21 protein-coding genes are annotated in these 21,853 nt (G+C 69.8%); 15 read left to right on the top strand and 6 right to left on the bottom strand.

Going from position 1 to position 21,853, the window contains the following annotated elements:
- Positions 1-170: 170 nt before the first annotated feature.
- The 4 genes from otsB to ACFVBH_RS35265 all read left to right on the top strand — a co-directional run bounded on the left by otsB (position 171) and on the right by ACFVBH_RS35265 (position 5,906).
- Positions 171-2,741 (top strand): trehalose-phosphatase, encoded by a 2,571-nt coding sequence (gene otsB, locus ACFVBH_RS35280; RefSeq protein WP_354989754.1) that lies wholly within the window; start codon positions 171-173, stop codon positions 2,739-2,741.
- A 333-nt stretch (positions 2,742-3,074) separates the two neighbouring features.
- Positions 3,075-4,049, top strand: coding sequence for a metal ABC transporter solute-binding protein, Zn/Mn family (locus ACFVBH_RS35275; RefSeq protein ID WP_379008464.1), 975 nt, complete (start codon positions 3,075-3,077; stop codon positions 4,047-4,049).
- Between the two features lie 10 nt (positions 4,050-4,059).
- Positions 4,060-5,031: a metal ABC transporter ATP-binding protein gene (locus tag ACFVBH_RS35270; protein ID WP_379008461.1), complete on the top strand. Its 972-nt coding sequence runs from the start codon at positions 4,060-4,062 to the stop codon at positions 5,029-5,031.
- On the top strand, positions 5,028-5,906 hold the full coding sequence (locus ACFVBH_RS35265; protein WP_354991671.1) for a metal ABC transporter permease: 879 nt from the start codon (positions 5,028-5,030) through the stop codon (positions 5,904-5,906). The genes ACFVBH_RS35270 and ACFVBH_RS35265 overlap by 4 nt, the downstream gene beginning before the upstream one ends.
- A gap of 222 nt (positions 5,907-6,128) precedes the next feature.
- On the opposite strand, the gene ACFVBH_RS35260 is transcribed toward ACFVBH_RS35265, so the two are convergent.
- Positions 6,129-6,998, bottom strand: a complete 870-nt coding sequence (locus tag ACFVBH_RS35260) for an A/G-specific adenine glycosylase (RefSeq protein ID WP_354991672.1) — start codon at positions 6,996-6,998, stop codon at positions 6,129-6,131.
- A gap of 130 nt (positions 6,999-7,128) precedes the next feature.
- Between ACFVBH_RS35260 and ACFVBH_RS35255 the strand changes: the two genes are divergently transcribed.
- Together ACFVBH_RS35255 and ACFVBH_RS35250 are read left to right on the top strand one after the other, a co-directional pair.
- On the top strand, positions 7,129-7,752 hold the full coding sequence (locus ACFVBH_RS35255; protein ID WP_354991673.1) for a carbonic anhydrase: 624 nt from the start codon (positions 7,129-7,131) through the stop codon (positions 7,750-7,752).
- A 521-nt stretch (positions 7,753-8,273) separates the two neighbouring features.
- Positions 8,274-8,942 (top strand): hypothetical protein, encoded by a 669-nt coding sequence (locus ACFVBH_RS35250; RefSeq protein WP_354991674.1) that lies wholly within the window; start codon positions 8,274-8,276, stop codon positions 8,940-8,942.
- 639 nt (positions 8,943-9,581) lie between these two features.
- Here ACFVBH_RS35250 and radA read toward each other — a convergent pair.
- Together radA and ACFVBH_RS35240 are read right to left on the bottom strand one after the other, a co-directional pair.
- Complete coding sequence (radA, locus tag ACFVBH_RS35245) at positions 9,582-10,973, bottom strand: DNA repair protein RadA (protein ID WP_379008455.1); 1,392 nt, start codon at positions 10,971-10,973, stop codon at positions 9,582-9,584.
- Positions 10,974-11,173: 200 nt separating this feature from the next.
- Positions 11,174-11,797, bottom strand: a complete 624-nt coding sequence (locus ACFVBH_RS35240; protein ID WP_354988211.1) for a hypothetical protein — start codon at positions 11,795-11,797, stop codon at positions 11,174-11,176.
- 356 nt (positions 11,798-12,153) lie between these two features.
- On the opposite strand from ACFVBH_RS35240, the gene carD reads away from it, so the two are divergent.
- The 6 genes from carD to ACFVBH_RS35210 all read left to right on the top strand — a co-directional run bounded on the left by carD (position 12,154) and on the right by ACFVBH_RS35210 (position 17,072).
- Positions 12,154-12,642: an RNA polymerase-binding transcription factor CarD gene (gene carD / locus ACFVBH_RS35235; RefSeq protein WP_067569016.1), complete on the top strand. Its 489-nt coding sequence runs from the start codon at positions 12,154-12,156 to the stop codon at positions 12,640-12,642.
- Between the two features lie 2 nt (positions 12,643-12,644).
- Positions 12,645-13,373 (top strand): 2-C-methyl-D-erythritol 4-phosphate cytidylyltransferase, encoded by a 729-nt coding sequence (gene ispD / locus ACFVBH_RS35230; protein ID WP_379008450.1) that lies wholly within the window; start codon positions 12,645-12,647, stop codon positions 13,371-13,373.
- A gap of 17 nt (positions 13,374-13,390) precedes the next feature.
- A complete protein-coding gene (gene ispF / locus ACFVBH_RS35225) occupies positions 13,391-13,858 on the top strand; it encodes a 2-C-methyl-D-erythritol 2,4-cyclodiphosphate synthase (RefSeq protein ID WP_354988265.1) in 468 nt (155 codons plus the stop codon).
- A gap of 95 nt (positions 13,859-13,953) precedes the next feature.
- Complete coding sequence (gene cysS / locus ACFVBH_RS35220) at positions 13,954-15,354, top strand: cysteine--tRNA ligase (RefSeq protein WP_354988213.1); 1,401 nt, start codon at positions 13,954-13,956, stop codon at positions 15,352-15,354.
- A 228-nt stretch (positions 15,355-15,582) separates the two neighbouring features.
- Positions 15,583-16,566 (top strand): 23S rRNA (guanosine(2251)-2'-O)-methyltransferase RlmB, encoded by a 984-nt coding sequence (rlmB, locus tag ACFVBH_RS35215; RefSeq protein ID WP_354988214.1) that lies wholly within the window; start codon positions 15,583-15,585, stop codon positions 16,564-16,566.
- Positions 16,567-16,793: 227 nt separating this feature from the next.
- The gene (locus ACFVBH_RS35210; RefSeq protein WP_354988215.1) at positions 16,794-17,072 is read left to right on the top strand and encodes a DUF4190 domain-containing protein; all 279 of its coding nucleotides are present in this window, start codon (positions 16,794-16,796) and stop codon (positions 17,070-17,072) included.
- A gap of 34 nt (positions 17,073-17,106) precedes the next feature.
- On the opposite strand, the gene ACFVBH_RS35205 is transcribed toward ACFVBH_RS35210, so the two are convergent.
- The 3 genes from ACFVBH_RS35205 to ACFVBH_RS35195 all read right to left on the bottom strand — a co-directional run bounded on the left by ACFVBH_RS35205 (position 17,107) and on the right by ACFVBH_RS35195 (position 20,184).
- Entirely contained in the window at positions 17,107-17,919 is an 813-nt protein-coding gene (locus ACFVBH_RS35205) for an enoyl-CoA hydratase/isomerase family protein (RefSeq protein WP_354988216.1), read from the bottom strand.
- A 130-nt stretch (positions 17,920-18,049) separates the two neighbouring features.
- The gene (locus ACFVBH_RS35200) at positions 18,050-19,219 is read right to left on the bottom strand and encodes an acyl-CoA dehydrogenase family protein (RefSeq protein ID WP_354988217.1); all 1,170 of its coding nucleotides are present in this window, start codon (positions 19,217-19,219) and stop codon (positions 18,050-18,052) included.
- Positions 19,220-19,404: 185 nt separating this feature from the next.
- Positions 19,405-20,184 (bottom strand): alpha/beta fold hydrolase, encoded by a 780-nt coding sequence (locus ACFVBH_RS35195; protein WP_379008443.1) that lies wholly within the window; start codon positions 20,182-20,184, stop codon positions 19,405-19,407.
- Positions 20,185-20,257: 73 nt separating this feature from the next.
- Here ACFVBH_RS35195 and ACFVBH_RS35190 point away from each other — a divergent pair, with 73 nt between their 5' ends.
- The 3 genes from ACFVBH_RS35190 (at position 20,258) to ACFVBH_RS35180 (ending at position 21,783) form a co-directional block, all read left to right on the top strand.
- Positions 20,258-20,572 carry an antibiotic biosynthesis monooxygenase gene (locus ACFVBH_RS35190; RefSeq protein WP_354988219.1) on the top strand — a complete coding sequence of 105 codons (315 nt, stop codon included), beginning with the start codon at positions 20,258-20,260 and terminating at the stop codon, positions 20,570-20,572.
- 204 nt (positions 20,573-20,776) lie between these two features.
- Complete coding sequence (locus ACFVBH_RS35185; RefSeq protein ID WP_354988220.1) at positions 20,777-20,974, top strand: CbtB domain-containing protein; 198 nt, start codon at positions 20,777-20,779, stop codon at positions 20,972-20,974.
- Entirely contained in the window at positions 20,965-21,783 is an 819-nt protein-coding gene (locus ACFVBH_RS35180) for a CbtA family protein (RefSeq protein ID WP_379008440.1), read from the top strand. Before ACFVBH_RS35185 ends, ACFVBH_RS35180 begins: the two co-directional genes overlap by 10 nt.
- Positions 21,784-21,853 lie beyond the last annotated feature (70 nt).

Raw genomic sequence — 21,853 nt, 5'->3', positions numbered from 1 at the left:
CTGGTCACAGCCACGAAAGCCGGGGCGCACGAGCGGAAATCGGACATCGAATGAACGGTGCGCAAGCGTCTTGTAAACGCTATGTATCACCGTCAAAACGAGCGGGCAATCAACACCCAGTAGAGTCACGCTCGCCCTGAAGAAACTCCTCCGATCAATAGGTTGGATGCGTGAGCGCACAGGATTTGCCACTGGAACTGCGCCGTGCGTTGGCGGCTGTCGCCCGCGTGCCACGGCTGCTCGTCGCTTCGGACTACGACGGGACGATCGCGCCCATCGTCTCCGACCCCACGAAGGCCTATCCCCATAGGGAGTCCGTGAACGCGCTGCGCGCGCTCTCCGGACTCACCGGTACCACCGCGGCCGTCATCTCCGGCCGCGCGCTGCGAGATCTCGCAGCACTGTCCCGATTGCCCGTCGAGGTGCAACTCATCGGCAGCCACGGATCCGAATTCGACGTCGGCTTCGTGCACGCCATCGACAACGACGCCAAACAGCTACTGCAGGAAGTGCAGTCGACACTGACCCAGGTCGCCCAGGACAACCCGGGCGCCACGGTCGAGATCAAACCCGCCAGCGTCGCACTGCACGTGCGCAACGCCAGCCCCGAAATCGGCCGTCGCGCACTGGTTCAGGTCCGCCAGGGTGCGGCCAGCTGGGTCGGCGTGCAGACGACCGAGGGCAAAGAGGTCATCGAACTCGCGGTGATCGAAACCGACAAGGGCGCGGCGCTGGACATCGTCCGGCACCAGCAGGGCGCGTCCGCGGCGGTCTTCATCGGTGACGACGTCACCGACGAGAAGGCGTTCAAACGCCTGTCCGGGCCCGACGTGGGCATCAAGGTCGGCGAGGGCGACTCGCTGGCAAAGCACCGGGTCGCCAGCACCGAGGAGGTGTCCAAGGCGCTGGCCTTCCTGCTGGAGGAGCGGCGCACCTGGCTCGCCGGCGCCAGCGCGCCCCGCATCGAGCGGCTCACGATGCTCGCCAGCCCGCGCACCAAGGCGCTGGTCACCCCGGACGGCACCATCACCTGGCTGTGCCATCCGGAACCGGATTCGGCGGCGGTGTTCGCGCACCTGCTCGGCGGACCCGGCGCGGGCCACTTCACCATCGCGCCCGAACGCACCGGGCTGCCGCTCTCGCAGCGGTACATCGACGGCACCATGACCGTCGAAACCCGTTGGTCCAGTTTGTCGGTGGTGGATTATCTGCCGCACGACGTGGTGGCCGAGCGCACCGACCTGACCCGTGTCATCAGCGGTGACGCCAAGGCGGTCGTAACCTTCGCTCCCCGACCGGAATTCGGCCAGGTGCCGGTGCGCATCGTGCGCGATCCGTCCGGCCTGCGGGTGCAGGGCACCAACGATCCGATCGTGCTGCGCTCCCCCGGCGTGGAATGGGAGATCATCGACGACGGCAACCACCACACCGCACGCGCGGTCGTGGACCCGAGCCAGGGTCCGGTGGTGCTCGAAATGCGGTGCGGCACCTCTGATCTCGCGCCGTGCATGACGCCCGAGAGTGATCGCCGGCGGCTCGCCGAGCGGTACTGGGCCGACTGGGCGAGCACGCTGGAACTGCCGCCGCTCAAGCCCGATCTCATGAAGCGGTCCGCGCTCACCCTGCGCGGACTGGTGCACGCGCCGTCCGGCTCCATCATGGCCGCGGCGACGACCTCGCTGCCCGAGGACATCGGCGGCGTGCGCAACTGGGACTACCGCTACTGCTGGCTGCGCGACGCCTCACTCACCGCGTCCGCGCTGGTATCGCTCGGCTCGCTCGGCGAAGCCGAGGAATTGCTCGCCTGGACCCACCGCGTCCTCGAGACGCTGCCCGGGCCCGAGCGGCTGCACCCGCTCTACACCCTCTATGGCGAAACCCTGCCGCCCGAGGCCGTCATCGACCAGCTGCCCGGCTACGCCGGATCGCGGCCGGTCCGGGTCGGCAACGCGGCGAACATGCAGGTCCAGCTGGACGTGTTCGGGCCCATCGTGGATCTGATCTCCCAGCTCGCGACCGCCCGCGAGCGCAAGGGCATCACCGATCCGGCCAAGGCGCTGCCGGACGCGGACTGGGATCTGGTGCACGCCATGGTCTCGGCCGTACAGCGGCGCTGGCGCGAACCCGACCACGGCATCTGGGAGATCCGCGGCAACCCGCGGCATCACGTCTACTCCAAGGTCATGGGCTGGCTCACCGCCGACCGGGCGATCACCCTCGGCCGCCAGTTCGGCCGGACCGTCGACCCGGAGTGGGAGAAGCTGCGCGACACCATCTCCGACGAGGTGAAGGTCGAGGGCTGGAACGAAGAGGTCCAGTCCTACACCGCCGCCTACGAGGGCACCGATCTGGACGCGGCCACCCTGCACATCGGCCTCAGCGGGCTCATCGATCCGCAGGATCCGCGCTTCGCCGCCACCGTGGTGGCCACCGAAGCCGAACTCCGCAGCGGCTCGACCGTGTACCGGTACCACCACGACGACGGGCTGCCCGGCGGCGAGGGCGGTTTCCACCTGTGCGCGGCCTGGCTGGTGGAGGCCTACCTGCTGATCGGCAAGCGGGAGGACGCCGAGGCGCTCTTCGCCCAGCTCGTGGACGTGGCGGGCCCGACCGGCCTGCTGTCCGAGGAGTACGACCCGGTCGCCGAACGCTCGCTGGGCAACCACCCGCAGGCGTACAGCCACCTGGGCCTGCTGCGCTGCGCGCAGCTGCTGAGCCATCCGGTGGGTGCGTTCACCTAGGTCCCGATCGGACCCGAGAGATATCCGGCCCCCGCGAACGATCGTTCGCGGGGGCCGGACTCGTGAGGGTGGGGCACGCTGTCGCCGAGCTAGCCTCGGGAACGGGCAGCGGAGTCGTCTGCGACGACGGCTCGCGGAGGCGGTAGAACCGCGGTTCGCACGACGCGGCTCCGGAACACGGCGACGAGGGCGGCAGCGAGGGCGGGACCGGCGCGACGGGTGCGTGGTGCGCACCACACCTACCGGTCGGAATTCGTCGGGTCGCGGATTCGTGGGTTACATTTTATTGGCAATCGTTTTCGTTTTTGTTAGGCAGCTTCAGGAGTGGTTCGCGTGCGCAACAGCTATGCCAGAGGATTCGCGGTCGTGGCCGCCGGACTGGCCGCCGTGGCCACCCTGACCGCCTGCGGCACCTCGAAGACCGATTCCGGCGCGCTCACCATCGTGGCGTCGACGAACGTCTGGGGCAGCGTCGCCCAGGCCGTCGCCGGACCCGACATCAAGGTCGAATCACTCATCTCCGACCCCACCGCCGACCCGCACTCGTACGAGGTCACCGCCGTCCAGGCCGCCCAGATCAGCGACGCGGCCCTGATCGTCTACAACGGCGGCGGCTACGACGAGTTCATCGACAAGGCCATCTCCGGCAAGAACAAGCGCAACGTGAACGCCGTCGAGATCGCCGAGGAGGGCGAGCACGCCACCGGCGAGGCCGGGCCGAGCCAGGCTCCCGTCAGCAACGGCAGCGGCAGTGGCAACGAACACGGCCACTCGCACGACCACGACGGCGCGAACGAACACGTCTGGTACGACGCCCATGTCGCGGCGCACGTCGCCGAGCACATCGCCGAATCCCTCGGCGAACTCGACCCGGCCAACAGGCAGGCCTACGCCGACCGCGCCGCCGCCTTCGGCACACAGCTCGCGGGCGTCGAGGCCATCACCGCGAAGATCGCCGCCGAACACCCGAACCAGCCGGTGCTGCAGACCGAGCCGCTGGCCTACTACCTGCTGCTCGCCGCCAAGGCCGACGACCGCACGCCGAAGTCCTTCCAGGAATCGGTGGAGCAGGGCACCGATCCCTCGCCCGCCGACGTCGCCGCGGTGCGAGACCTGCTGAAGGCCAAGCAGGTTCGCGCCCTGGTCTACAACATCCAGACCGAGGACAGCACCACCAAGGACATGCGCGCCACCGCGCAGGCCAACGGCATCGCCATCGTCGAGGTGACCGAAACCCTGCCGCAGGGCCTGGATTACATTCGGTGGATGACCGGCAACGCCGAGGCACTCGCCGCGGCGCTCGCCTAGGTCCCGGCCCATGCCCGCTACCGCCGCACCGACCGAGGGAGTCGCGCTGACCGAGCCCACCGAACGGGTCACCCGGCAATCTTCGAGCGCCGCCCCCGCGCCCGAACGCTCCCCCCTGCCCGAAACCCGTTCCGCCGCAGTCCCGGACACCACTCCCGCGGTACGGCTCTCGAACGCGCGCCTATCGTACGGCGACCGCACCCTGTGGCAGGGCCTCGACCTCGAGGTCGCGCCCGGTGAATTCATCGCGGTGCTGGGACCCAACGGGTCCGGCAAGACCTCGCTGCTTAAGATGCTGCTCGGGCAGGTCCCCCTGTCCGCGGGCAGCGCGGAGATCGCGGGAGCGCCCACCCGCGTGGGCAACTCGGATATCGGCTACATCCCGCAGCAGAAGACCATGGACGCCGGGGCGCAATTGCGCGGGGTCGACCTGGTCGGGCTCGGCGTGGACGGGCACCGCTGGGGCCTGGGGCTGCGCGGGCGAGCCGAGCGCAAACGCAAAGTGGCACAGGCGATCGCGGCCGTGGGCGCGGAGAAGTTCGCGTACGCGCCGATCGACGCCCTCTCCGGTGGCGAACAGCAGCGCCTGCGCGTGGCCCAGGCGCTGGCCGGCGACCCGCGCGTGCTGCTCTGCGACGAACCGCTGCTGTCGTTGGACCTGGCCAACCAGCGCCTGGTCTCCGAACTCATCGACAAGCGCCGCCGCACCAGCGACACCGCCGTGCTGTTCGTGACCCACGAGATCAATCCCATTCTGCCGCTGGTGGATCGGGTGCTGTACCTGGTCGACGGCAAATTCCGGATCGGCACCCCCGACGAGGTCATGACCACCGCGGTGCTCTCGGAGCTGTACCGCACCGAGGTCGAGGTGCTGCGGGTGCGCGGGCGACTGGTCGTGGTCGGCACCGGCGACGCCATGGACGCCCTCGGCGCGGCCGGAGCGCACTGCCACGGTGAACAGCGTCCGGAGGGCCGCAAGTGATCGACAAACTCGCCGACGTCTTCGGCAAGATGTTCGACTTCTCCACCACCGCACACCTGCTCGGCTACGACTTCGTCCAGCAGGCGGTGCTGGCCGCGGCGCTGCTCGGACTGCTGGCCGGGGCCATCGGCCCGCTCATCATCAGCAGGCAGATGTCCTTCGCGGTGCACGGCACCAGCGAACTCTCGCTCACCGGCGCGGCCGCGGCGCTGCTCGCCGGGGTGGGCGTCGGACTCGGCGCCATCGCCGGCTCGGTGGTGGCGGCGGTGCTGTTCGGCGTGCTGGGTTCGCGTGCGCGCGAACGTGACTCGGTGATCGCGGTGGTGCTGTCCTTCGGCCTCGGCCTGTCCGTGCTGTTCCTGTGGCTCGGCCCCGAACGCGCCGGCTCGAAATTCTCGCTGCTCACCGGCCAGGTGGTGAGCGTCGGCTACAACGGGCTCACCCTGCTGGCCACCTGCACCGTCGGGGTGCTGGTGGTGCTGGCCGCGATCTACCGCCCGCTGCTGTTCGCCAGCTCGGACCCGGAAGTGGCGGTGGCGCGCGGGGTTCCGGTGCGCGCGCTGTCCATCGTGTTCGCGGTGCTGCTGGGCATCACCGCGGCCTTCGGCGTGCAGATCGTGGGCGCGCTGCTGGTGCTGGCGCTGCTCATCACGCCCGCCGCGGCGGCCTGCCAGCTCACCGCGAGTCCGGTGCGCGCGACCGTCCTGGCCGTGGTGTTCGCCGAAATCGCTGCCGTCGGAGGGATTCTGCTGTCGCTGGCCCCCGGCGTGCCGGTGTCGACCTTCGTCACCACCATCTCGTTCACGATCTACCTGATCTGCCGGATCGTCGGCTCGCGCACCCGCAACCGCCGCCGCGAGCTCGTGCCCGCCTGATCCGCCGCGCGTTCACGATCATGAACCCGGGTTCGCCCGGAACGCGCGGCCCTGCCCCGCCGAGGATTCGATCTTCGCCATCGGGGTAACCCATGCCCGCGATCTACCGCGTGAGGGGCTGTAGATCGCGCCCGCCGCATCCCTCCCGGGGCGAACGCCCCCTCGTCCCGTCCCGGGAGGAATGCGTGCCGCACAGCGCTTTTCGGGTGACCCCGGGGTTGCTCAGCCTTCGCCCGCCAGCGCGAACAGGCCGTCCGCGGTCTGCTCGATCAGGCCGTCGACCAGGAGCGAATCCAGCGCGCGGGCGCGCTGGCCGGGATCGCGGGTCCAGGCCAGGTCCAGGCGGGTCTGTTCGACCGGGCCGGTCGCGTCGCGCAGCACGTCGAGCAGGCGGCCGCGGGCCTGGCGGTCGGTGCCCTCGAACTTCTGCACCTTGCGGACCACGTCGGAGGGCGGGCGGCCCGCCGCCACCCAGGCGCAGGCGGGCAGGGGGCAGCGGGCGCAGTCGGGGGTGCGGGCGGTGCAGACGGTCGCACCCAACTCCATGATCGCCGCGGAGAAGATCGCCGCGCGGGGCACGCTCACCGGCAGCAGCGCCTCGGTCTCGCCCAGATCGCGGGCCGCGGGGTTGCCCGCCTCGGCGCGGCCGTGCACCGCGCGGGCCACCACGCGCCGAACGTTGGTGTCCACCACCGGAACTCGCTGCCCATACGCGAAGCACGCGACCGCGCGGGCGGTGTACGCGCCGATGCCGGGAAGGCCGAGCAACACCTCGACATCCGCGGGCACCTCGTCACCGTGGTGCTCGGCGAGCACCCGCGAGCACTCGTGCAGGCGCAGCGCCCGGCGCGGATAGCCGAGTTTGCCCCACGCGCGCAGTACGTCGCCCTGCGGCGCGGCGGCCATGGCCGAGGGCACCGGCCAGCGCGCCACCCACTCGCGCCAGATGGGCTCCACGCGGACCACCGGGGTCTGCTGGAGCATGATTTCGCTCATAAGAATCTGCCAGGCCGTGACGCCCGGCCGCCGCCACGGCAGGTCCCGGGCGGTGTCCCGGTACCAGTCGATCAATACGTCACTGTCCACTGTCATCAGCCGTCCGCTGTCGTTCCGATCCGCGCCGCGGGCTCACCGCCCGGGCGGTCCTGCGGTCAGTGGCCGGTTGCCGGACCGTAACGTCGCGGACTCGCCAGTAACCGATGTCGTATGCAAAATGGGACACATGCCGCATTCCAACCCGATCAGTGCCTGGAAGTCCCTGCGTGAGGGCAACGAGCGCTTTGTCAACGGCACGTTGCAGCATCCTAGCCAAGGCGCAGCCGACCGAGCCAAGCTCGTGGCCGGTCAGCAGCCCCAAGCGATTCTCTTCGGCTGTGGTGACTCCCGCGTGGCCGCCGAAATCATCTTCGACCAGGGCCTCGGCGACATGTTCGTCGTCCGCACCGCCGGTCACGTCGTGGATTCCTCGGTCCTGGGATCCATCGAGTACGGCGTGCACGTGCTGAACGTGCCACTCATCGTGGTGCTCGGCCACGACAGCTGCGGCGCGGTCCGCGCCACCATCGACGCCCTCGATCACGGCAACGTCCCCGGCGGATTCATCCGCAGCGTCGTCGAACGCGTCACCCCGTCCATCCTGCTGGGCCGCCGCGACGGCCTGGAGTCGGTCGACGAGCTCGAAGCCCGCCACGTGGAGGAGACCGCCCGCCTGCTCATGCAGCGCTCGGTGATCATCTCCGAGCGCGTGGCCGCGGGCGAGTGCGCCATCGCCTGCGTCACCTACAACCTCGGCGAAGGGCAGATCAAGCTGCACCGCGTCATCGGCAACATCGGCGAGGTCGTCTAGCTTCTCGCTGAAATCTCCCGGGCCCCGCTGCCGAACGCAGCGGGGCCCGGACCCGTTGCGGGGAGGGATCTCCGGGCACGGAGACGACGGTCGCGCCGTTGCCGGAAGGCACCTTCCACCACGAGTGACGACGACTGTCGAGGCGCGTTGCCGAAAGGGGGAGACGATATCGGGCCGGGCCGGTGGGGATGCGTCTCCGCCGTCGGGCGGGCCGGGCATCGAAGGACGTCGAGGACTTCCCGAGGCGGGCCGGGCGCGGGGCGGTGCGGCAGGGCGGGAGAGGCGGCCGGAATGGGGCAGATCGGTCGACACGGGCACCGGGAGGTTGCCGGGGGTTGACGGGGCGGCAAACGGGACGGTCGGTGCGCCGGAAGTTCGGGCGGGCAAGGGTATTCGCGGAGATCGGGCCCGAACGGACGTTCCGGAGCCGGGGAAATCTACCTGTGGTGCGGCCCTTTTCAGCTCCGACACGCCGAGACCCTGCGCCGGATGCGCCCGACGGTGCCCTTACCGTTGTCAGCGTGCTGGAACCGAATGGACCGCTGCCGCCGGAAATCTACTGGCGCCGTCGCCTGATCGCGATCGGTGCCGTGGTGGTCGCTCTCGCGCTGGTCATCTGGGTGGCGTTCGCCCTGGTGCGCGGCGGTGGCGACGATAAGCAGGCCGAGGGCGAAGCCACGACCACCGCCCAGGCGTCCCCGAGCAAGAGCGCTGCGAGCCCGACGTCGGGCGCGCCCGAGACGAGCAAACCCGCCGGGAGCGCGGCTCCCAGCGCCGCACCCGCCGGCGCGCCCGCGGGTCAGTGCCCCGACCAATCGCTGGCCGTGAAGGTCAATGTCGGCCAGCCCACCTACAAGGCCGGGGAACAGCCGGTCTTCGGCATCGTCATCACCAACATCTCCAGCGGCGCCTGCGAACGCGACATGGGTTCGGGCCTGCAACTGGTGTCGGTGCAGTCGCTCGACGGCCAGCGCCGGCTGTGGTCCAGCACGGACTGCTATCCGGAGGGCACCCCGGACATGCGCACGCTCAGCCCGGGGCAGCAGGCGGCCTTCACCGTCACCTGGTCCGCGCAGTCGTCGCAGCCCGGCTGCGCGGGCGAGCGGATACCGGTGCCCGCGGGTCCCTACACCGTTGTCGCCCAACTCGGTTCGGTGCGCAGCGCACCGGAGCCCTTCAATATCGCCTGATCCCCAGCACCCCCGCTTCGAAGGCCGGAACCGCCAGGCGGTTCCGGCCTTCGCCGTTCCGGCAGGGGCGCAGCGCGTTTCCTGGCATGCGCGGCGCGTTTCCCCGGCGGCACAGCGCGTTCGGGCCGAGGCACCGCAATCCGCGCTGTGCCGCACGAGTTTCAGCACGATGCTGCCGGATAACGAGCGCCCACACCCATTTTCGGTGAATTGCACAATCGGCGCGAGGCGAATTCCGCGCGCCAATTCGAATCGGCCACCGGATCCGTCGATGCACTCGTGATATCACCGTATGCCGAACGCTATGAGTCGGGCTGTGTTCGCCCGCAGAATCCGAACGATTCCGGGCCGCAATTGCGGGCCAGGAAACGGTCGTTTGATCATCTGCGCGCCGGTAGCCGGAATTCGGCGCGATCCCCGCGAATCGTCCCGCGCCGAACGATCCACAGGTCTCCACAGCCGGACGTACGCGGCGCGGTATCGCGAAATTGCGAATCGCGCCGGCATTCGAATGTGGGCTGCGATGCGGTGAGATACGTCCCCGACAGGAGTCAAGGCCCCTTACGCCGACACGCCTGTGCGCCACGCGGGTGTTATGCGATTTCCACACCGCCGCCGGGGCAGCGGAGCGGTCCGCGCTCAGGCCTGCGCGGCCGCACGGCGGCGCGGCCGCAAGCCGCACATGGACAGCGCCGCACCGAGATCGGCGACCTCGCGCAGGGTCATGCTGCGTCCCCCGCGATCCACCCCCGGCGGCACCAGCGCCTCGGTGAACCCGAGCCGCTCGGCCTCGGCCAGCCGCCGGGTGAGCCCGGTGACCTGCCGCACCTCCCCGGCCAGCCCGACCTCGCCGAGCACCACCATCCCGCTGGGCAGCGCCCGGTCCTGGCTCGCGCTCGCAATGGCAAGGGCGACAGCCAGATCGGCCGCGGGCTCGGTGAGCCGCATACCGCCCACGGTGGCCGCGTAGACGTCCTGCTTGCCCACGTAGACCCCGCAGCGGCTCTGCAGGACCGCCAGGACCATGGAAACGCGGTTGTAGTCCAGCCCGCTCACCGCGCGCCGGGGCGCGGGCACGGCGGTGTCGACCGTCAGACCCTGCACCTCGCCGAGCATGGGGCGCTTGCCGTCCATCGCCACGGTGACCGCGGTACCGGGCACCGCGGTGCCGCGATGATGCAGGAACAACCCGGAAGGGTCGTCCACGCAGGCGATTCCGGCCTCTTTCATCTCGAAGCAGCCCACCTCGTCGGTGCTGCCGAAACGATTCTTGATGCCGCGCACCATGCGCAGCGAGGTGTGCTTGTCGCCCTCGAAGTGCAGCACCACGTCCACCAGATGCTCGAGCGTGCGCGGACCCGCGACCGAGCCGTCCTTGGTGACGTGCCCGACCAGCAGCACGGCGATGCCGGTGGCCTTGGCCAGCGAGGTGAGCGCCGCGGTCACCGTGCGCACCTGGGTGACGCCGCCGATCACCCCGTCCGCGTCCGCGGCCAGCATGGTCTGCACCGAGTCGACCACCAGCAGCGTGGGCCGCACCTGCTCGACATGCCCGAGAATCGTGGCCAGATCGGATTCCGCGGCCAGGTAGACCTTTTCGTGCACCGCGCCCGTGCGGTCGGCCCGCAGCCGCACCTGCCCGGCCGATTCCTCGGCCGTCACGTACAGCGCGATCTCGTCGCGGGCCCGCGCCCAGCGGTGCGAAACCTCGAGCAGCAGCGTCGATTTCCCGACCCCGGGCTCCCCGGACAGCAACACCACCGACCCGGGCACGATGCCGCCGCCCAGCACCCGGTCCAGCTCGGACACGCCCGTGCTGCGCGACTGCGTGTGCTTGGAATCGATCGCCGAGATCGGCGTGGCGGCCGTGCTGGGCAGCATGGCCCGCCGCCCCACCCCCACGGCCGCGGCGGCCGCGCCGTTCACTTCCTCGATGGTGCCCCAGCCCTCGCACGCCGGGCACCGCCCCACCCACTTGGCGACCTCGTTCGAGCACGCAGCGCACCGATACAGCGATTTCACCTTGGCCACGCGCGCAGCCTACGGATCGACCCCGACAGAACCGCGCGGCCACGCCATCGGCGCGGCCGAATCACCGGCGGGCACACCCCGAATCCACCGGGCGCACCCCCGAATCACCGCCGGGCGCACCCGGATCACCCGGGCCCGCGGACGACCGCGCCCCGCTCCGGAATCGGAGCGGGGCGCGGTTCGAGGCGTGCGGCCGGGGCTCAGTGGCCGCCGGACTTCTTCTCGCCCTCCTGCTTCACGGGCTCGGGCCGGGCGAGGTCCGGGCCGGCGTCGACCGGCACGTTGATCGCGACGGTGCCGTTCCGCTTGAAGTTCATGGTGATCTGGTAGGTCAGGCCGGGGGTGACGTCCTTGGTCAGGCCGGTGACCTCGATGAGCAGCGGATCGGCGTCCGGATCGGCCGTCTTCTCCGCGGCGGTGGTGGCCGGGGCGGCGTGCGAGTCGTCGTGCCCGCCGGCGCCGTGGTCGTCCGCCTTGGCCGCGGACTTGTTCGGCAGGTCCGCGACCAGGGTGGCCTGCGGCTTGATCTCGGCCTTGCCGTTGACCTTCACCTGGCCGATGTCGGTGGTGATGCTGACGAGCTCGTCGGGCTCGTATTCGCCGAGGTTGGCGGCGCTGAACGCGAGAACGGCCTTGCCGCCCTTGGCGTTCTGGTACTCCTCGCTCTGCGGGAGCAGGAAGCGCACGTCGCGCAGCGCGATCTTGCCGACCTCGGCCGCGTTGCCGTTGACGGCCGCGACCTGGTCCGCGGTCTGCGACACCTGTCCGGCGCCGCAACCCGTCAGCACTAGCGCCGCGCCCGCGGCGAGTGCAGCAACTGTCACGGCACGCGCCTTAGACAAGGTGGTGGCTTTCAGGGCAGTCACGGGTTGTCCTCCATGTCGACCGGGCTCACTCCACTATGCAGAGTAGTAGTCAATGAGAGTAATGCGTGCGATCGGACGCCTCGCGCGGGGGCAGTGTCGTTTATGCGAGGGTGCCCGCCGCGTATGCCGAGAGGGCCCCCGCATATGCCTGCGAACATCGCCGCGCGCTATCCCGTTATGCCACAACGAGATGCACACGATTCCTGTTCTGTCAACCCCCGCCGCTGGCTCGTTGTGGCCCTGACCTGCGCCGTTGATCGCGCCGTTACCGAGTCGCATGTTAAACTGTGAACATCGAAAGGGGCACGGGACAGATGATTTTTAAGGTCGGAGACACCGTCGTTTACCCCCACCACGGAGCGGCGCTGATCGAAGCTATCGAAACTCGCACCATCAAGGGTGTACAAAAGGAGTATCTGGTCCTGAAGGTCGCGCAAGGCGACCTGACCGTTCGGGTTCCCGCAGAGAACGCAGAGTATGTCGGCGTCCGCGACGTCGTCGGCCAGGAAGGCCTCGACAAGGTCTTTCAGGTACTGCGTGCACCGCACACCGAAGAGCCCACCAACTGGTCTCGCCGCTATAAGGCCAACCTCGAGAAGCTCGCCTCCGGCGATGTGAACAAGGTGGCCGAGGTCGTTCGCGATCTGTGGCGCCGGGAGCAGGACCGCGGCTTGTCCGCCGGTGAGAAGCGCATGCTGGCCAAGGCCCGCCAGATTCTCGTCGGCGAGCTCGCGCTCGCGGAGGGCACTGACGATGTCCGTGCCGAGACCCTGCTCGACGAGGTTCTCGCAGCGGCTTCCTGATAGTGAACGCATCACGCGGCGCGAGCCGTGTTGTCGCGCTGGTGCCTGCCGCCGGTCAGGGCGTACGCCTCGGTGAATCGAGGCCGAAGGCATTCGTCCCGGTCGGCGGCATTCCCATGCTCCGCCTGGCAATAGATGGCCTGCTCGCATCCGAGTCCGTCGACGAGGTCGTGGTGATCGTGCCCGCCGACCTCCTCGACGAGACTCGCGCCCTGCTGCCGGTCAGTCCCATCCCCGTGCGGGTGGTCCCCGGCGGCGCCGAACGCACGGATTCGGTCCGCGCCGGCCTGGACGCCGCACCCGCTGCCACGCACGTGCTCGTGCACGACGCCGCCCGCGCCCTCACCCCGCCCGACCTCGTGTCGCGCGTGGTCGAACAGTTGCGCTCGGGTTCGGTCGCGGTGGTTCCGGCACTGCCGGTCACCGACACCATCAAATCCGTGGACGCCGCGGGCGCGGTCACCGGCACGCCCGACCGTTCGGCCCTGCGCGCGATTCAGACGCCGCAGGGATTCGACGCGGAATTGTTGCGCGCCGCCCACGCCACCGGCGTGCAGGCGACCGACGACGCGGGACTGGTCGAATTACTCGGCGCGGTCGTGCATACGGTGCCGGGCGCGGCCATGGCCTTCAAAATCACCACTCCCCTGGACCTTGTGCTGGCCAATACACTGGTGGCGCAACGCGAGCCAGGTCCGAACGAATCCAGAGAGGCGGTGCCGGCGCCATGAGCTTCGATCCCACCTCTCTGAGGGTCGGCGTCGGCAGCGATGTGCACCCGATCGAACCCGGCCGTCCCTGCTGGATGGCCGGTCTGCTTTTCGACGGCGACAGCGGTTGTGCTGGGCATTCCGACGGTGACGTGGCCGCGCACGCGCTCTGCGACGCGCTGCTGTCCGCGGCCGGGCTCGGCGATGTCGGCGCGGTCTTCGGCACCGGCCGACCCGAATGGGCGGGCGTCTCCGGTGCGGCCATGCTCAAAGAGGTCCGGCGGCTGCTGGATGAAGCGGGCTTGACGATTGTCAATGCCGCTGTACAAGTAATCGGGAACAAGCCGAAGATGGGCCCGCGACGCGCCGAGGCGCAACAGGTACTCGGGGAAATTCTGGGTGCGCCGGTATCGGTGTCCGGCACCACCACCGACGGCCTGGGACTCACCGGCCGCGGCGAGGGCGTGGCGGCCATCGCCAACGCCCTGCTGTGTTGTCGGGACTGACCCGACCCGCTGTCCCGCCTCAGAAATCGCACGCGGCCGCCCGAAGCCGCATCCGCCCGTCTTCCGCCATATCCCAACAGCTAGGATGCCTTGTCGTGACTCTGCGCCTGTTCGACACCGAGACGCGGACCCTGCGTGAATTCACTCCGCTGGTCCCCGGCCACGCCTCGGTGTACCTGTGCGGCGCGACCGTTCAGGGCGAACCCCACATCGGCCATGTGCGCAGCGGCGTCGCCTTCGACGTGCTGCGACGCTGGTTGTCCGCCAACGGTTTCGACGTCGCCTTCATCCGCAATGTCACCGATATCGACGACAAGATCCTGCACAAGGCCGCCGAGGCCGGGCGGCCGTGGTGGGAATGGGCCGCCACGCACGAGCGCGCCTTCGATCGCGCCTACGAGACCCTCGGGGTGCTGCCGCCGTCGGCGGAGCCGCGCGCGACCGGGCACATCACCCAGATGGTCGACATGATGGAACGGCTCATCGAGCGCGGGCACGCGTACCCGTCCGAGGGCAACGTCTACTTCGACGTCGTGAGCTTCCCCGAGTACGGCAAGCTGTCCGGGCACCGGCTCGACGACGTGCACCAGGGCGAGAGCGCGGGCCAGGGCAAGAAGGACCAGCGCGACTTCACGCTGTGGAAGGCCGCCAAGCCGGGCGAGCCGAGCTGGCCGTCACCGTGGGGCCCGGGCCGCCCGGGCTGGCACCTCGAATGCTCCGCGATGGCCGAGTTCTACCTCGGACCGGAATTCGATATCCATTGCGGCGGAATGGATCTGGTCTTCCCGCATCATGAGAACGAGATCGCGCAGTCACGCGCGGCCGGGGACGGGTTCGCCCGCTACTGGCTGCACAACGGCTGGGTGACCATGAGCGGCGAGAAGATGTCCAAGTCGCTGGGCAACGTGCTGTCCATCCCGAACGTGCTCGCCCGCCTGGACGTGCGGCCGGTCGAGCTGCGCTACTACCTCGGCAGCGCCAACTACCGCTCCATGCTCGAGTACTCCGATCACGCGCTCACCGAATCGGCGGCCTCCTACCGCCGGATCGAGGCGTTCATCCATCGGGTGGTCGAGCGGGCCGGGGACGCGCCGATCGGCGACTGGACCCCGGGCTTCGCCGACGCGCTCAACGACGACCTCAACGTCCCCAAGGCCCTGGCCGAGATTCACGGTGTGGTGAACGAGGGCAACAAGGCCGTGGACGCCGGCGACCTGGACACCGCCCGCACCCTCGCCGGACAGGTCCGGGCCATGCTCGGCATTCTCGGCGTGGATCCGCTCGACGCCCACTGGGTGGCCCCCGCCGACTCCTCGTCGGCGCTGGCGGCCCTGGACGTGCTCATCGGCGCGGAACTCGAACGGCGGCAGCAGGCCCGGGCCGACAAGGACTGGGGCGCGGCGGACGCCGTCCGCGATCGGCTCAAGGCGGCGGGCGTGGAGGTCACCGACACTGCCCGCGGTGCCGAATGGGCGCTGACCAAAGCGGATCGTTGATTCGGCCGGGGTCTCCCGGCAGTACCGGTCTCGAACTCGTTCGAGGCGACACCCGGCGCGGTTCCCGCCGCGCCGCACCCCGCGCCACGAGGCAGTGGCGCACCAGAAGAACAGGGCGCAGCCGTTTGCTGCGCCGACCGGATGCAGGTTTCCCGCATGATCGACCGAGAGCGGGTTCTCCCGTGACCGGCCGATGCGGGTTTCCCGCGTGATACGGAAGGCGAAGTAATGGCAGGCAATTCGGCGCGACGCGGTGCGGTGCGCAAGAGCGGCAGCAAGAAGGGGCAGGTCGTCGGCTCCGGCGGCAAGCGCAGCCACGGCCTCGAGGGCAGGGGCGCCACGCCGCCCGCCGCCGAGCGCACCAAGCATCCCGCGGCCAAGCGGGCCAGGGCCGCGGCCAAGGCGCAGAACGCCACCGCGAACACCCGGGCGCGCAACGCGAGCCGCCCGATCGCGGGCCGCAAGGACAACGCGGGCCCCGAGCTCGTGCTGGGCCGTAATCCCGTGGTCGAGTGCCTGCGGGCCGGGGTGCCCGCCACCGCGCTGTACGTCGCGGTCGGCACCGAGAACGACGAGCGGCTGACCGAGGCGGTGAAGATCGCGGCGGACACCGGCATCAGCATTCTCGAACTGCCGCGCACCGATCTCGACAAGATGAGCCACAACGGCATGCACCAGGGCCTGGCCCTGCAGGTGCCGCCGTATCGCTACGCGCACCCGGACGACCTCGTCGAGAAGGTGCGCGCCTCGGGCGAACCGGCCCTGCTGGTCGCGCTGGACAACATCACCGACCCGCGCAACCTGGGCGCGGTGATTCGCTCGGTGGCCGCGTTCGGTGGTCAGGGCGTGGTGATCCCGCAGCGCCGCAGCGCCAGCGTCACCGCGGTCGCGTGGCGCACCAGCGCGGGCGCGGCGGCCCGGCTGCCCGTCGCGCAGGCCACCAATCTGACTCGGACACTGAAGGATTGGGCAAGCAAGGGGTACCAGATCGTCGGCCTGGACGCCGGCGGCGACACCACCCTGGACGAGTTCGACGGCACCGCACCGACGGTCATCGTGGTCGGCTCGGAGGGCAAGGGCCTGTCCCGCCTCGTGCGCGAGAACTGCGACGCGATCCTGAGCATTCCCATGGCGGGTCCGGTCGAGTCGCTCAACGCCTCGGTGGCGGCGGGTGTCATTCTCGCCGACATCGCGCGCCAGCGCCGGTCCTGATCGCCGGTCCGCCGGACCCGAGCGGGCACCGGCGGCAGCGGTGAAAACCGCTGTCCACCAAGTATTTCCACGAACTCCCCGGACCGCCTCGGCGCCGGGGAGTTCGTGCGTTCACACCCGGGCCGGCCCGGGTCCGGCGGCCTCGGCACGGCCGTGGAATCAAGTGCCGCAAGGGAACACCGCGCGTCTGCCTGTCGCGCGGGCGGATTCGACCGTAAAATCGGGCGGTGGCCATCCATCATCAGCCCATCGGCTCACCGATCGAGCACGAATATGCCACGACGGTGCTGTTACTCGGGGTGCTCAGCGTGTTCTGTTGCGGGGCGCTGGGGCCGGTGGCGTGGGCCATGGGCCGCCGTGCGATGAACGACATCGAGGCCTCGGGCGGTGCGATCGGCGGCGGCGTTCAGGTGCGCGTGGGCCTGCTGCTCGGGATCCTCGGCACCATCTTCATGATCTGCTTCGGCATTCTGTTCTTCATGATGGCGATCAGCGGCCGGGGCTGAGCGCCCGGGGTTCCGGTCGCAGCGCGCCCGGGATTCAGTCCAGGCCGGGGCGATCCGCTCCGCCGGTGACCGCGTCCCAGGCCGGCCATTCCCCGCTCACACTGCCCGTCCACTTCGGTGAGCGCCTGTCCTTGAGCGCGGCCACGCCCTCGCCGCCGTCGGCGCTCTTGGCGACGTAGTCGTTGAGCTCGGTCTCCAAGCGGCCCACCGTCTCCGGGGACATCGCGGGCGCCTCCCACAGCAGTCGCTTGGACAGCGCCACCGGCAGCGGCGCGGAGCCGTGCGTGATGTCGTGCGCGACCGAGAGCGCGGTGGGCAGCACCTCGGTGGCGGGCAGGCACGAGTTGGCGATGCCGAGGACCTGGGCCTCTTCCCCGTCGAAGGTGCGGCCGGTGAGCAGCAGATCGGCGGCCACCGAGCTGCCGACCAGGCGGGGCAGGGTCCAGTGCGCGTAGCCGCCCGCGATCGCGCCGCGGCGCACCTGATTGAGGCCGTAGACCGCGTCCCGCGCGAAATACCGCAGATCGCACTGCAGCGCGATCTCCAGGCCGATGCCCACCGCGTGCCCGTTCACCGCCGCGATGACCGGTTTGCGAATACGGAAGGGCGCGGGATCGATGAGGCCGTTGACCTCGCCGGTCTTGAGGGAAAGGTCCGCGCCCGCGCAGAACGCGGGGGCGGTGCCGGTGATGACGACCGCGCCGATCGCGTCCTCGGTGTCGCAGCGCCGCAGCGCCGCACCGAGTTCGGCCGCCATGGCGGGTGTGAGCGCATTCTGCTGAGCGGGCCGGTTGAGCGTGAGCACCGCGACTCCGCCGGACACATCCACATGCAGTTCCGAGCTCATGCGGGGAATGCTAATGCACCTGCCTGGTTCGGCTGCCCGGAACCACTCCCCCGCCCCGGTTCGGCCGCGGCCGGCGGGCGGGGGTGTGATTCTCGATCATCGTGACCGCGCCCGAGCGGGCGCGGCGGCGTCAGCGCAGGATCTGGCGGCCGATGGCGTACTTGTGCACCTCGGTGGGCCCGTCGTAGAGCCGGAAGGCGCGCATGTCGCGGAAGATCATCTCCACCACGGTCTCATCGCTGATGCCGATGCCGCCGAGCACCTGCACGCAGCGGTCGGTGACCTTGAACAGCTCCTCCGAGACGTACGACTTGGCGATCGAGCTCTCGTGCCGGGCCTTGTCGCCCTGATCCATCAGCCAGCAGGCGTGCCAGATGGTGAGGCGGCACTGGTGCAGCGCGATCTCGTTGTCCGCCAACATGAACGACACGCCCTGGTGCTCGCCGATGGTCTTGCCGAAGGCGGTGCGGGTCTTGGCGTAATCGATGGCGATGGCCTGCGCCCGCTCGGCCGCACCCAGCCAGCGCATGCAGTGCGTGAGCCGCGCGGGGGCCAGGCGCAGCTGGGCGTAGCGCAGGGCCTGGCCGGTCTCGCCGAGCACGGCTTCGCGCGGCAGCACGAGGTTCTCGAAGTTGACGACCGCGTGCCCGCCGACGTAGTTGCGGTCCATGGTGTTCATGATGCGTTCGATGACGATGCCCGGGGTGTCGCCCTCGCAGATGAACAGGGTCGGGCCCGCGGGCAGGTGCGCGTTGTCGGCCAGGCGCGCCATGATGATCCAGGTCTTCGCGCCGTCCGCGCCCGTGATCAGCCACTTGCGGCCGTTGATCGTGAAGTTCTCGCCGTCGAAGACGGCCTCGGTGGCGAGCTGGTTCGGGTCCGAGCCCGCGCCGTTCGGTTCGGTCATGGCGAAGACCGAGCGCTGGTGACCGTCGATGACCGGCTGCAGGAAGCGTTCGACCTGTTCCGGGTTCGCGATCTTGGAGAGCATGAACATGTTGCCCTCGTCGGGGGCGGCGCAGTTCATGGCGACCGGGCCCAGGGTGGACCAGCCCGCCGCCTCGTACAGCACGGCCTGCTCGATGTGGCTGAGGCCGCGTCCGCCCAGTTCGACGGGGGCCTGCACGGTGAGCAGCTTCTCGGCGCGAGCCAGCTCGACCAGTTCCTGCCGGAGCTCGTCGGTCGGGCCGTGCTGGGTCAGTCGCGGATCCCGCTCGTACGGGACGATCTTGTCGATGACGAATTGCCGCACTCGATCGCGTTCGGCGGCGAGGTCGGCGGGAATCGTGAAGTCGATCATCGTTGGTCACCATTCATTCCGGGTCGGCTGCTCGCCGAGCATACGACGGCGACGGCACAAGACTGAAGGCACCCGCCTTCACAAAGGCCGGCGGCCGCCGAGCCGGGCGGCGTACCGCATCGAATTCGCAGGTCAGCGTACTCCCAGCCGGGCGAGCGCGGATCGGGGCGGGCGAGCGCGGAGGCCTACGGCGAACTCAGCACCCGGCGCAGGAACAGCTCGACCTCGGCGCGGTAGGCAGCCGGCTGATCGTCGTGCACCAGGTGCCCGGCACCGGCGATGACCACGTGCCGGGCATCGGGATGCACCGCGGCCATCTCGGTCATCTGCCCCGGCGGGGTGATCGTGAACTCGCCCTCGAGCAGCAGGGCCGGGACGGTGATCGACTTCCACTGGGTCCAGAAGTCGCGGGTGCCCCACTCCTCGGAGATGTCCCGGAAGGTGTCGACCTCGCCGTGCAGGTGGTAGCCGTCGGGCTCGCGGCGGAAGGAGTCCAGGAAGTAGCGGCCCGCGACCGGGCCGAAGAACTCCAGCATCGCCGCCTCGTCCGGGAACGGCTGCGGCCAGGCATGAACCATGGCCGCCCAGTCCGCGGCGGTGCGGCCCTGGAAGTCGGGGGCGATGTCCTCCACGACGAGCGCGCGCACCCGGTCCGGATGCGCGGCGGCGAAGACCCAACCGTGCAGCGCGCCCATCGAATGCCCGATCACCACCATGGGTTCGGTGATGTGCGCGGTGGCCGCGGCCAGATCGGCCACGAACGCCTCGGTGGTCAGCTCGGCCGGGGCCGGGCGGCCGTGGCCGGCGGCGTCGAAGGTGTAGACGTGGCCGAACTCACGCAACCAGCCGAGCTGACTCCGCCAGGTGCGGGCGCTGCCCATGAGCCCGTGCAACAGCAGCAGCGGCACACCGCTGCCGCCTTCGTCGTGCAGGGCGCTCACGGCGGGATCTTCGTCATGCGACACGCCACCAATGTAGGGCGCGCGAAGCATTCGCGGGTGTGTCGTCTCACGGTGCGGGCGGCGTAGATTCGGACATATGGCTGTCGTCAAGATCAATGCAATCGAAGTTCCGGAGGGCGCGGGCCCCGAACTGGAGAAGCGGTTCGCCGCCCGCGCGCACGCGGTGGAGAACTCGCCCGGTTTCCTGGGCTTCCAGCTGCTGCGCCCGGTCGCCGGGGACCAGCGCTATTTCGTTGTCACCCAGTGGGATTCGGAGAGTTCCTTCGAAGCCTGGCGGGACGGCCCGGCCCGCTCCGCACACGCGGGCAGCGAACAGCGCAAGCCCGTTTCCACCGGGGCCTCGCTGCTGGAATTCGAGGTCGTCCTCGACGTTCAGGGCAAGAACGCCTGATCAGCCCGTGTTGACGAGTGGCCAGCGGGGATGTCACAGTTCGAGGTGAAGTATGCGACGGTGACGCGTAAGCCGGTGTGAATCCGGCGCGGTCGCGCCACTGTATCCAAGCATCGAATCCTTCGGGGAGATGCCGGGAAAGCCAGACACCGGCATCGTCGCACCCATCTCGACAGGGACGCGAATTCCCTTAGGAGGATTCGAATGGCCACCATTCACTCTCCCAGCGAGGCATCGGGCGACGCGCTGAAGGCGCTGTTGATCTCCGCTGCCGTCGTTCTGTTTGCGCTGCTCACGCTGTACCTGGTCGGCTTCGACCAGGGTGCGGTCTCCCGCACCGGCATGTACATGCACGAGCTCATGCATGACGGACGGCACCTGCTGGGTGTCCCGTGCCACTGAGCGAAGCAACCGAGCCGCGCACCGCGGTGGGCGCCCTGACCGGTTCGCTCAAGACCCTGTTGATCCGCGGCCTGCTGGCCGGGCTGATCGCCGGACTGCTGGCGGCCACCGTCGGCTACTTCGTCGGTGAGCCCAAGATCGACGCGGCCATCGCCATCGAAGAGGCCGCCGGCGGCGGTCACACCCACGGCGAGGCCGCCGAACCCGCCGCCGCGGGCGCTCCGGCGGAAGAAGAGGAAGCCGAAGTCAGCCGGCCCGGCCAGAAGGCCGGGCAGTTCCTGGCCCTCGGCCTGGCGGGGATGGCCTTCGGCGCCCTGTTCGCCTGCGCGGCCAACGTGGCGCGCCGGCACACCACCCTGTCCGGTCCGCGCCTCGCGCTCGGTCTGGCCGCGGGTGGCTGGCTGGCGATCGTCGCCGTGCCGTTCTTCAAGTACCCGGCCAACCCGCCCGCGGTGGGTGATCCGGAGACCATCAACGACCGCACCTGGCTGTGGGTGGCGGTGGTCCTGCTCGGCTTCGCGGCCGTCGGGCTCGCCGTGTACGCCTACCGCCTGCTGAACGGTCAGCTCGACACCGTTCGACTGATCGGCGCGACAGCGGTATTCGTGCTGGTCACCGCGATCGGCTACATCCTGCTGCCGGGCATCGACGAGGTGAAGGCCGACTTCCCGCCGTCACTGCTGTGGCAGTTCCGGGTGGCCTCGCTGGCCGAGACCGCGACCCTGTGGGCCGCACTGGGTCTGGCCTTCGCGGCGCTGACCGAGTTCGCCGCGCGCGGCGTGCGCGAACCCGCGGCGGTCGCCGCGTAGTTCGCACCCTCGCAACAGAAATGGGCAGTGCCGTAGGAACCGGCACTGCCCTTTTCGTTGTCCGGGCCGG

Source organism: Nocardia sp. NPDC057668 (genome assembly GCF_042799795.1).
In the GTDB taxonomy this organism is placed as follows: domain Bacteria; phylum Actinomycetota; class Actinomycetes; order Mycobacteriales; family Mycobacteriaceae; genus Nocardia.
This window is presented reverse-complemented; position numbering and strand designations above follow the sequence as displayed.

Coding starts and splice junctions, on each gene's coding strand:
- ACFVBH_RS35270 (WP_379008461.1), top strand. CDS start 4,060: ATGCCCGCTACCGCCGCACCGACCGAGGGAGTCGCGCTGACCGAGCCC.
- ACFVBH_RS35260 (WP_354991672.1), bottom strand. CDS start 6,998: ATGACAGTGGACAGTGACGTATTGATCGACTGGTACCGGGACACCGCC.
- ACFVBH_RS35255 (WP_354991673.1), top strand. CDS start 7,129: ATGCCGCATTCCAACCCGATCAGTGCCTGGAAGTCCCTGCGTGAGGGC.
- carD (WP_067569016.1), top strand. CDS start 12,154: ATGATTTTTAAGGTCGGAGACACCGTCGTTTACCCCCACCACGGAGCG.
- rlmB (WP_354988214.1), top strand. CDS start 15,583: ATGGCAGGCAATTCGGCGCGACGCGGTGCGGTGCGCAAGAGCGGCAGC.
- ACFVBH_RS35205 (WP_354988216.1), bottom strand. CDS start 17,919: ATGAGCTCGGAACTGCATGTGGATGTGTCCGGCGGAGTCGCGGTGCTC.
- ACFVBH_RS35200 (WP_354988217.1), bottom strand. CDS start 19,219: ATGATCGACTTCACGATTCCCGCCGACCTCGCCGCCGAACGCGATCGA.
- ACFVBH_RS35190 (WP_354988219.1), top strand. CDS start 20,258: ATGGCTGTCGTCAAGATCAATGCAATCGAAGTTCCGGAGGGCGCGGGC.
- ACFVBH_RS35185 (WP_354988220.1), top strand. CDS start 20,777: ATGGCCACCATTCACTCTCCCAGCGAGGCATCGGGCGACGCGCTGAAG.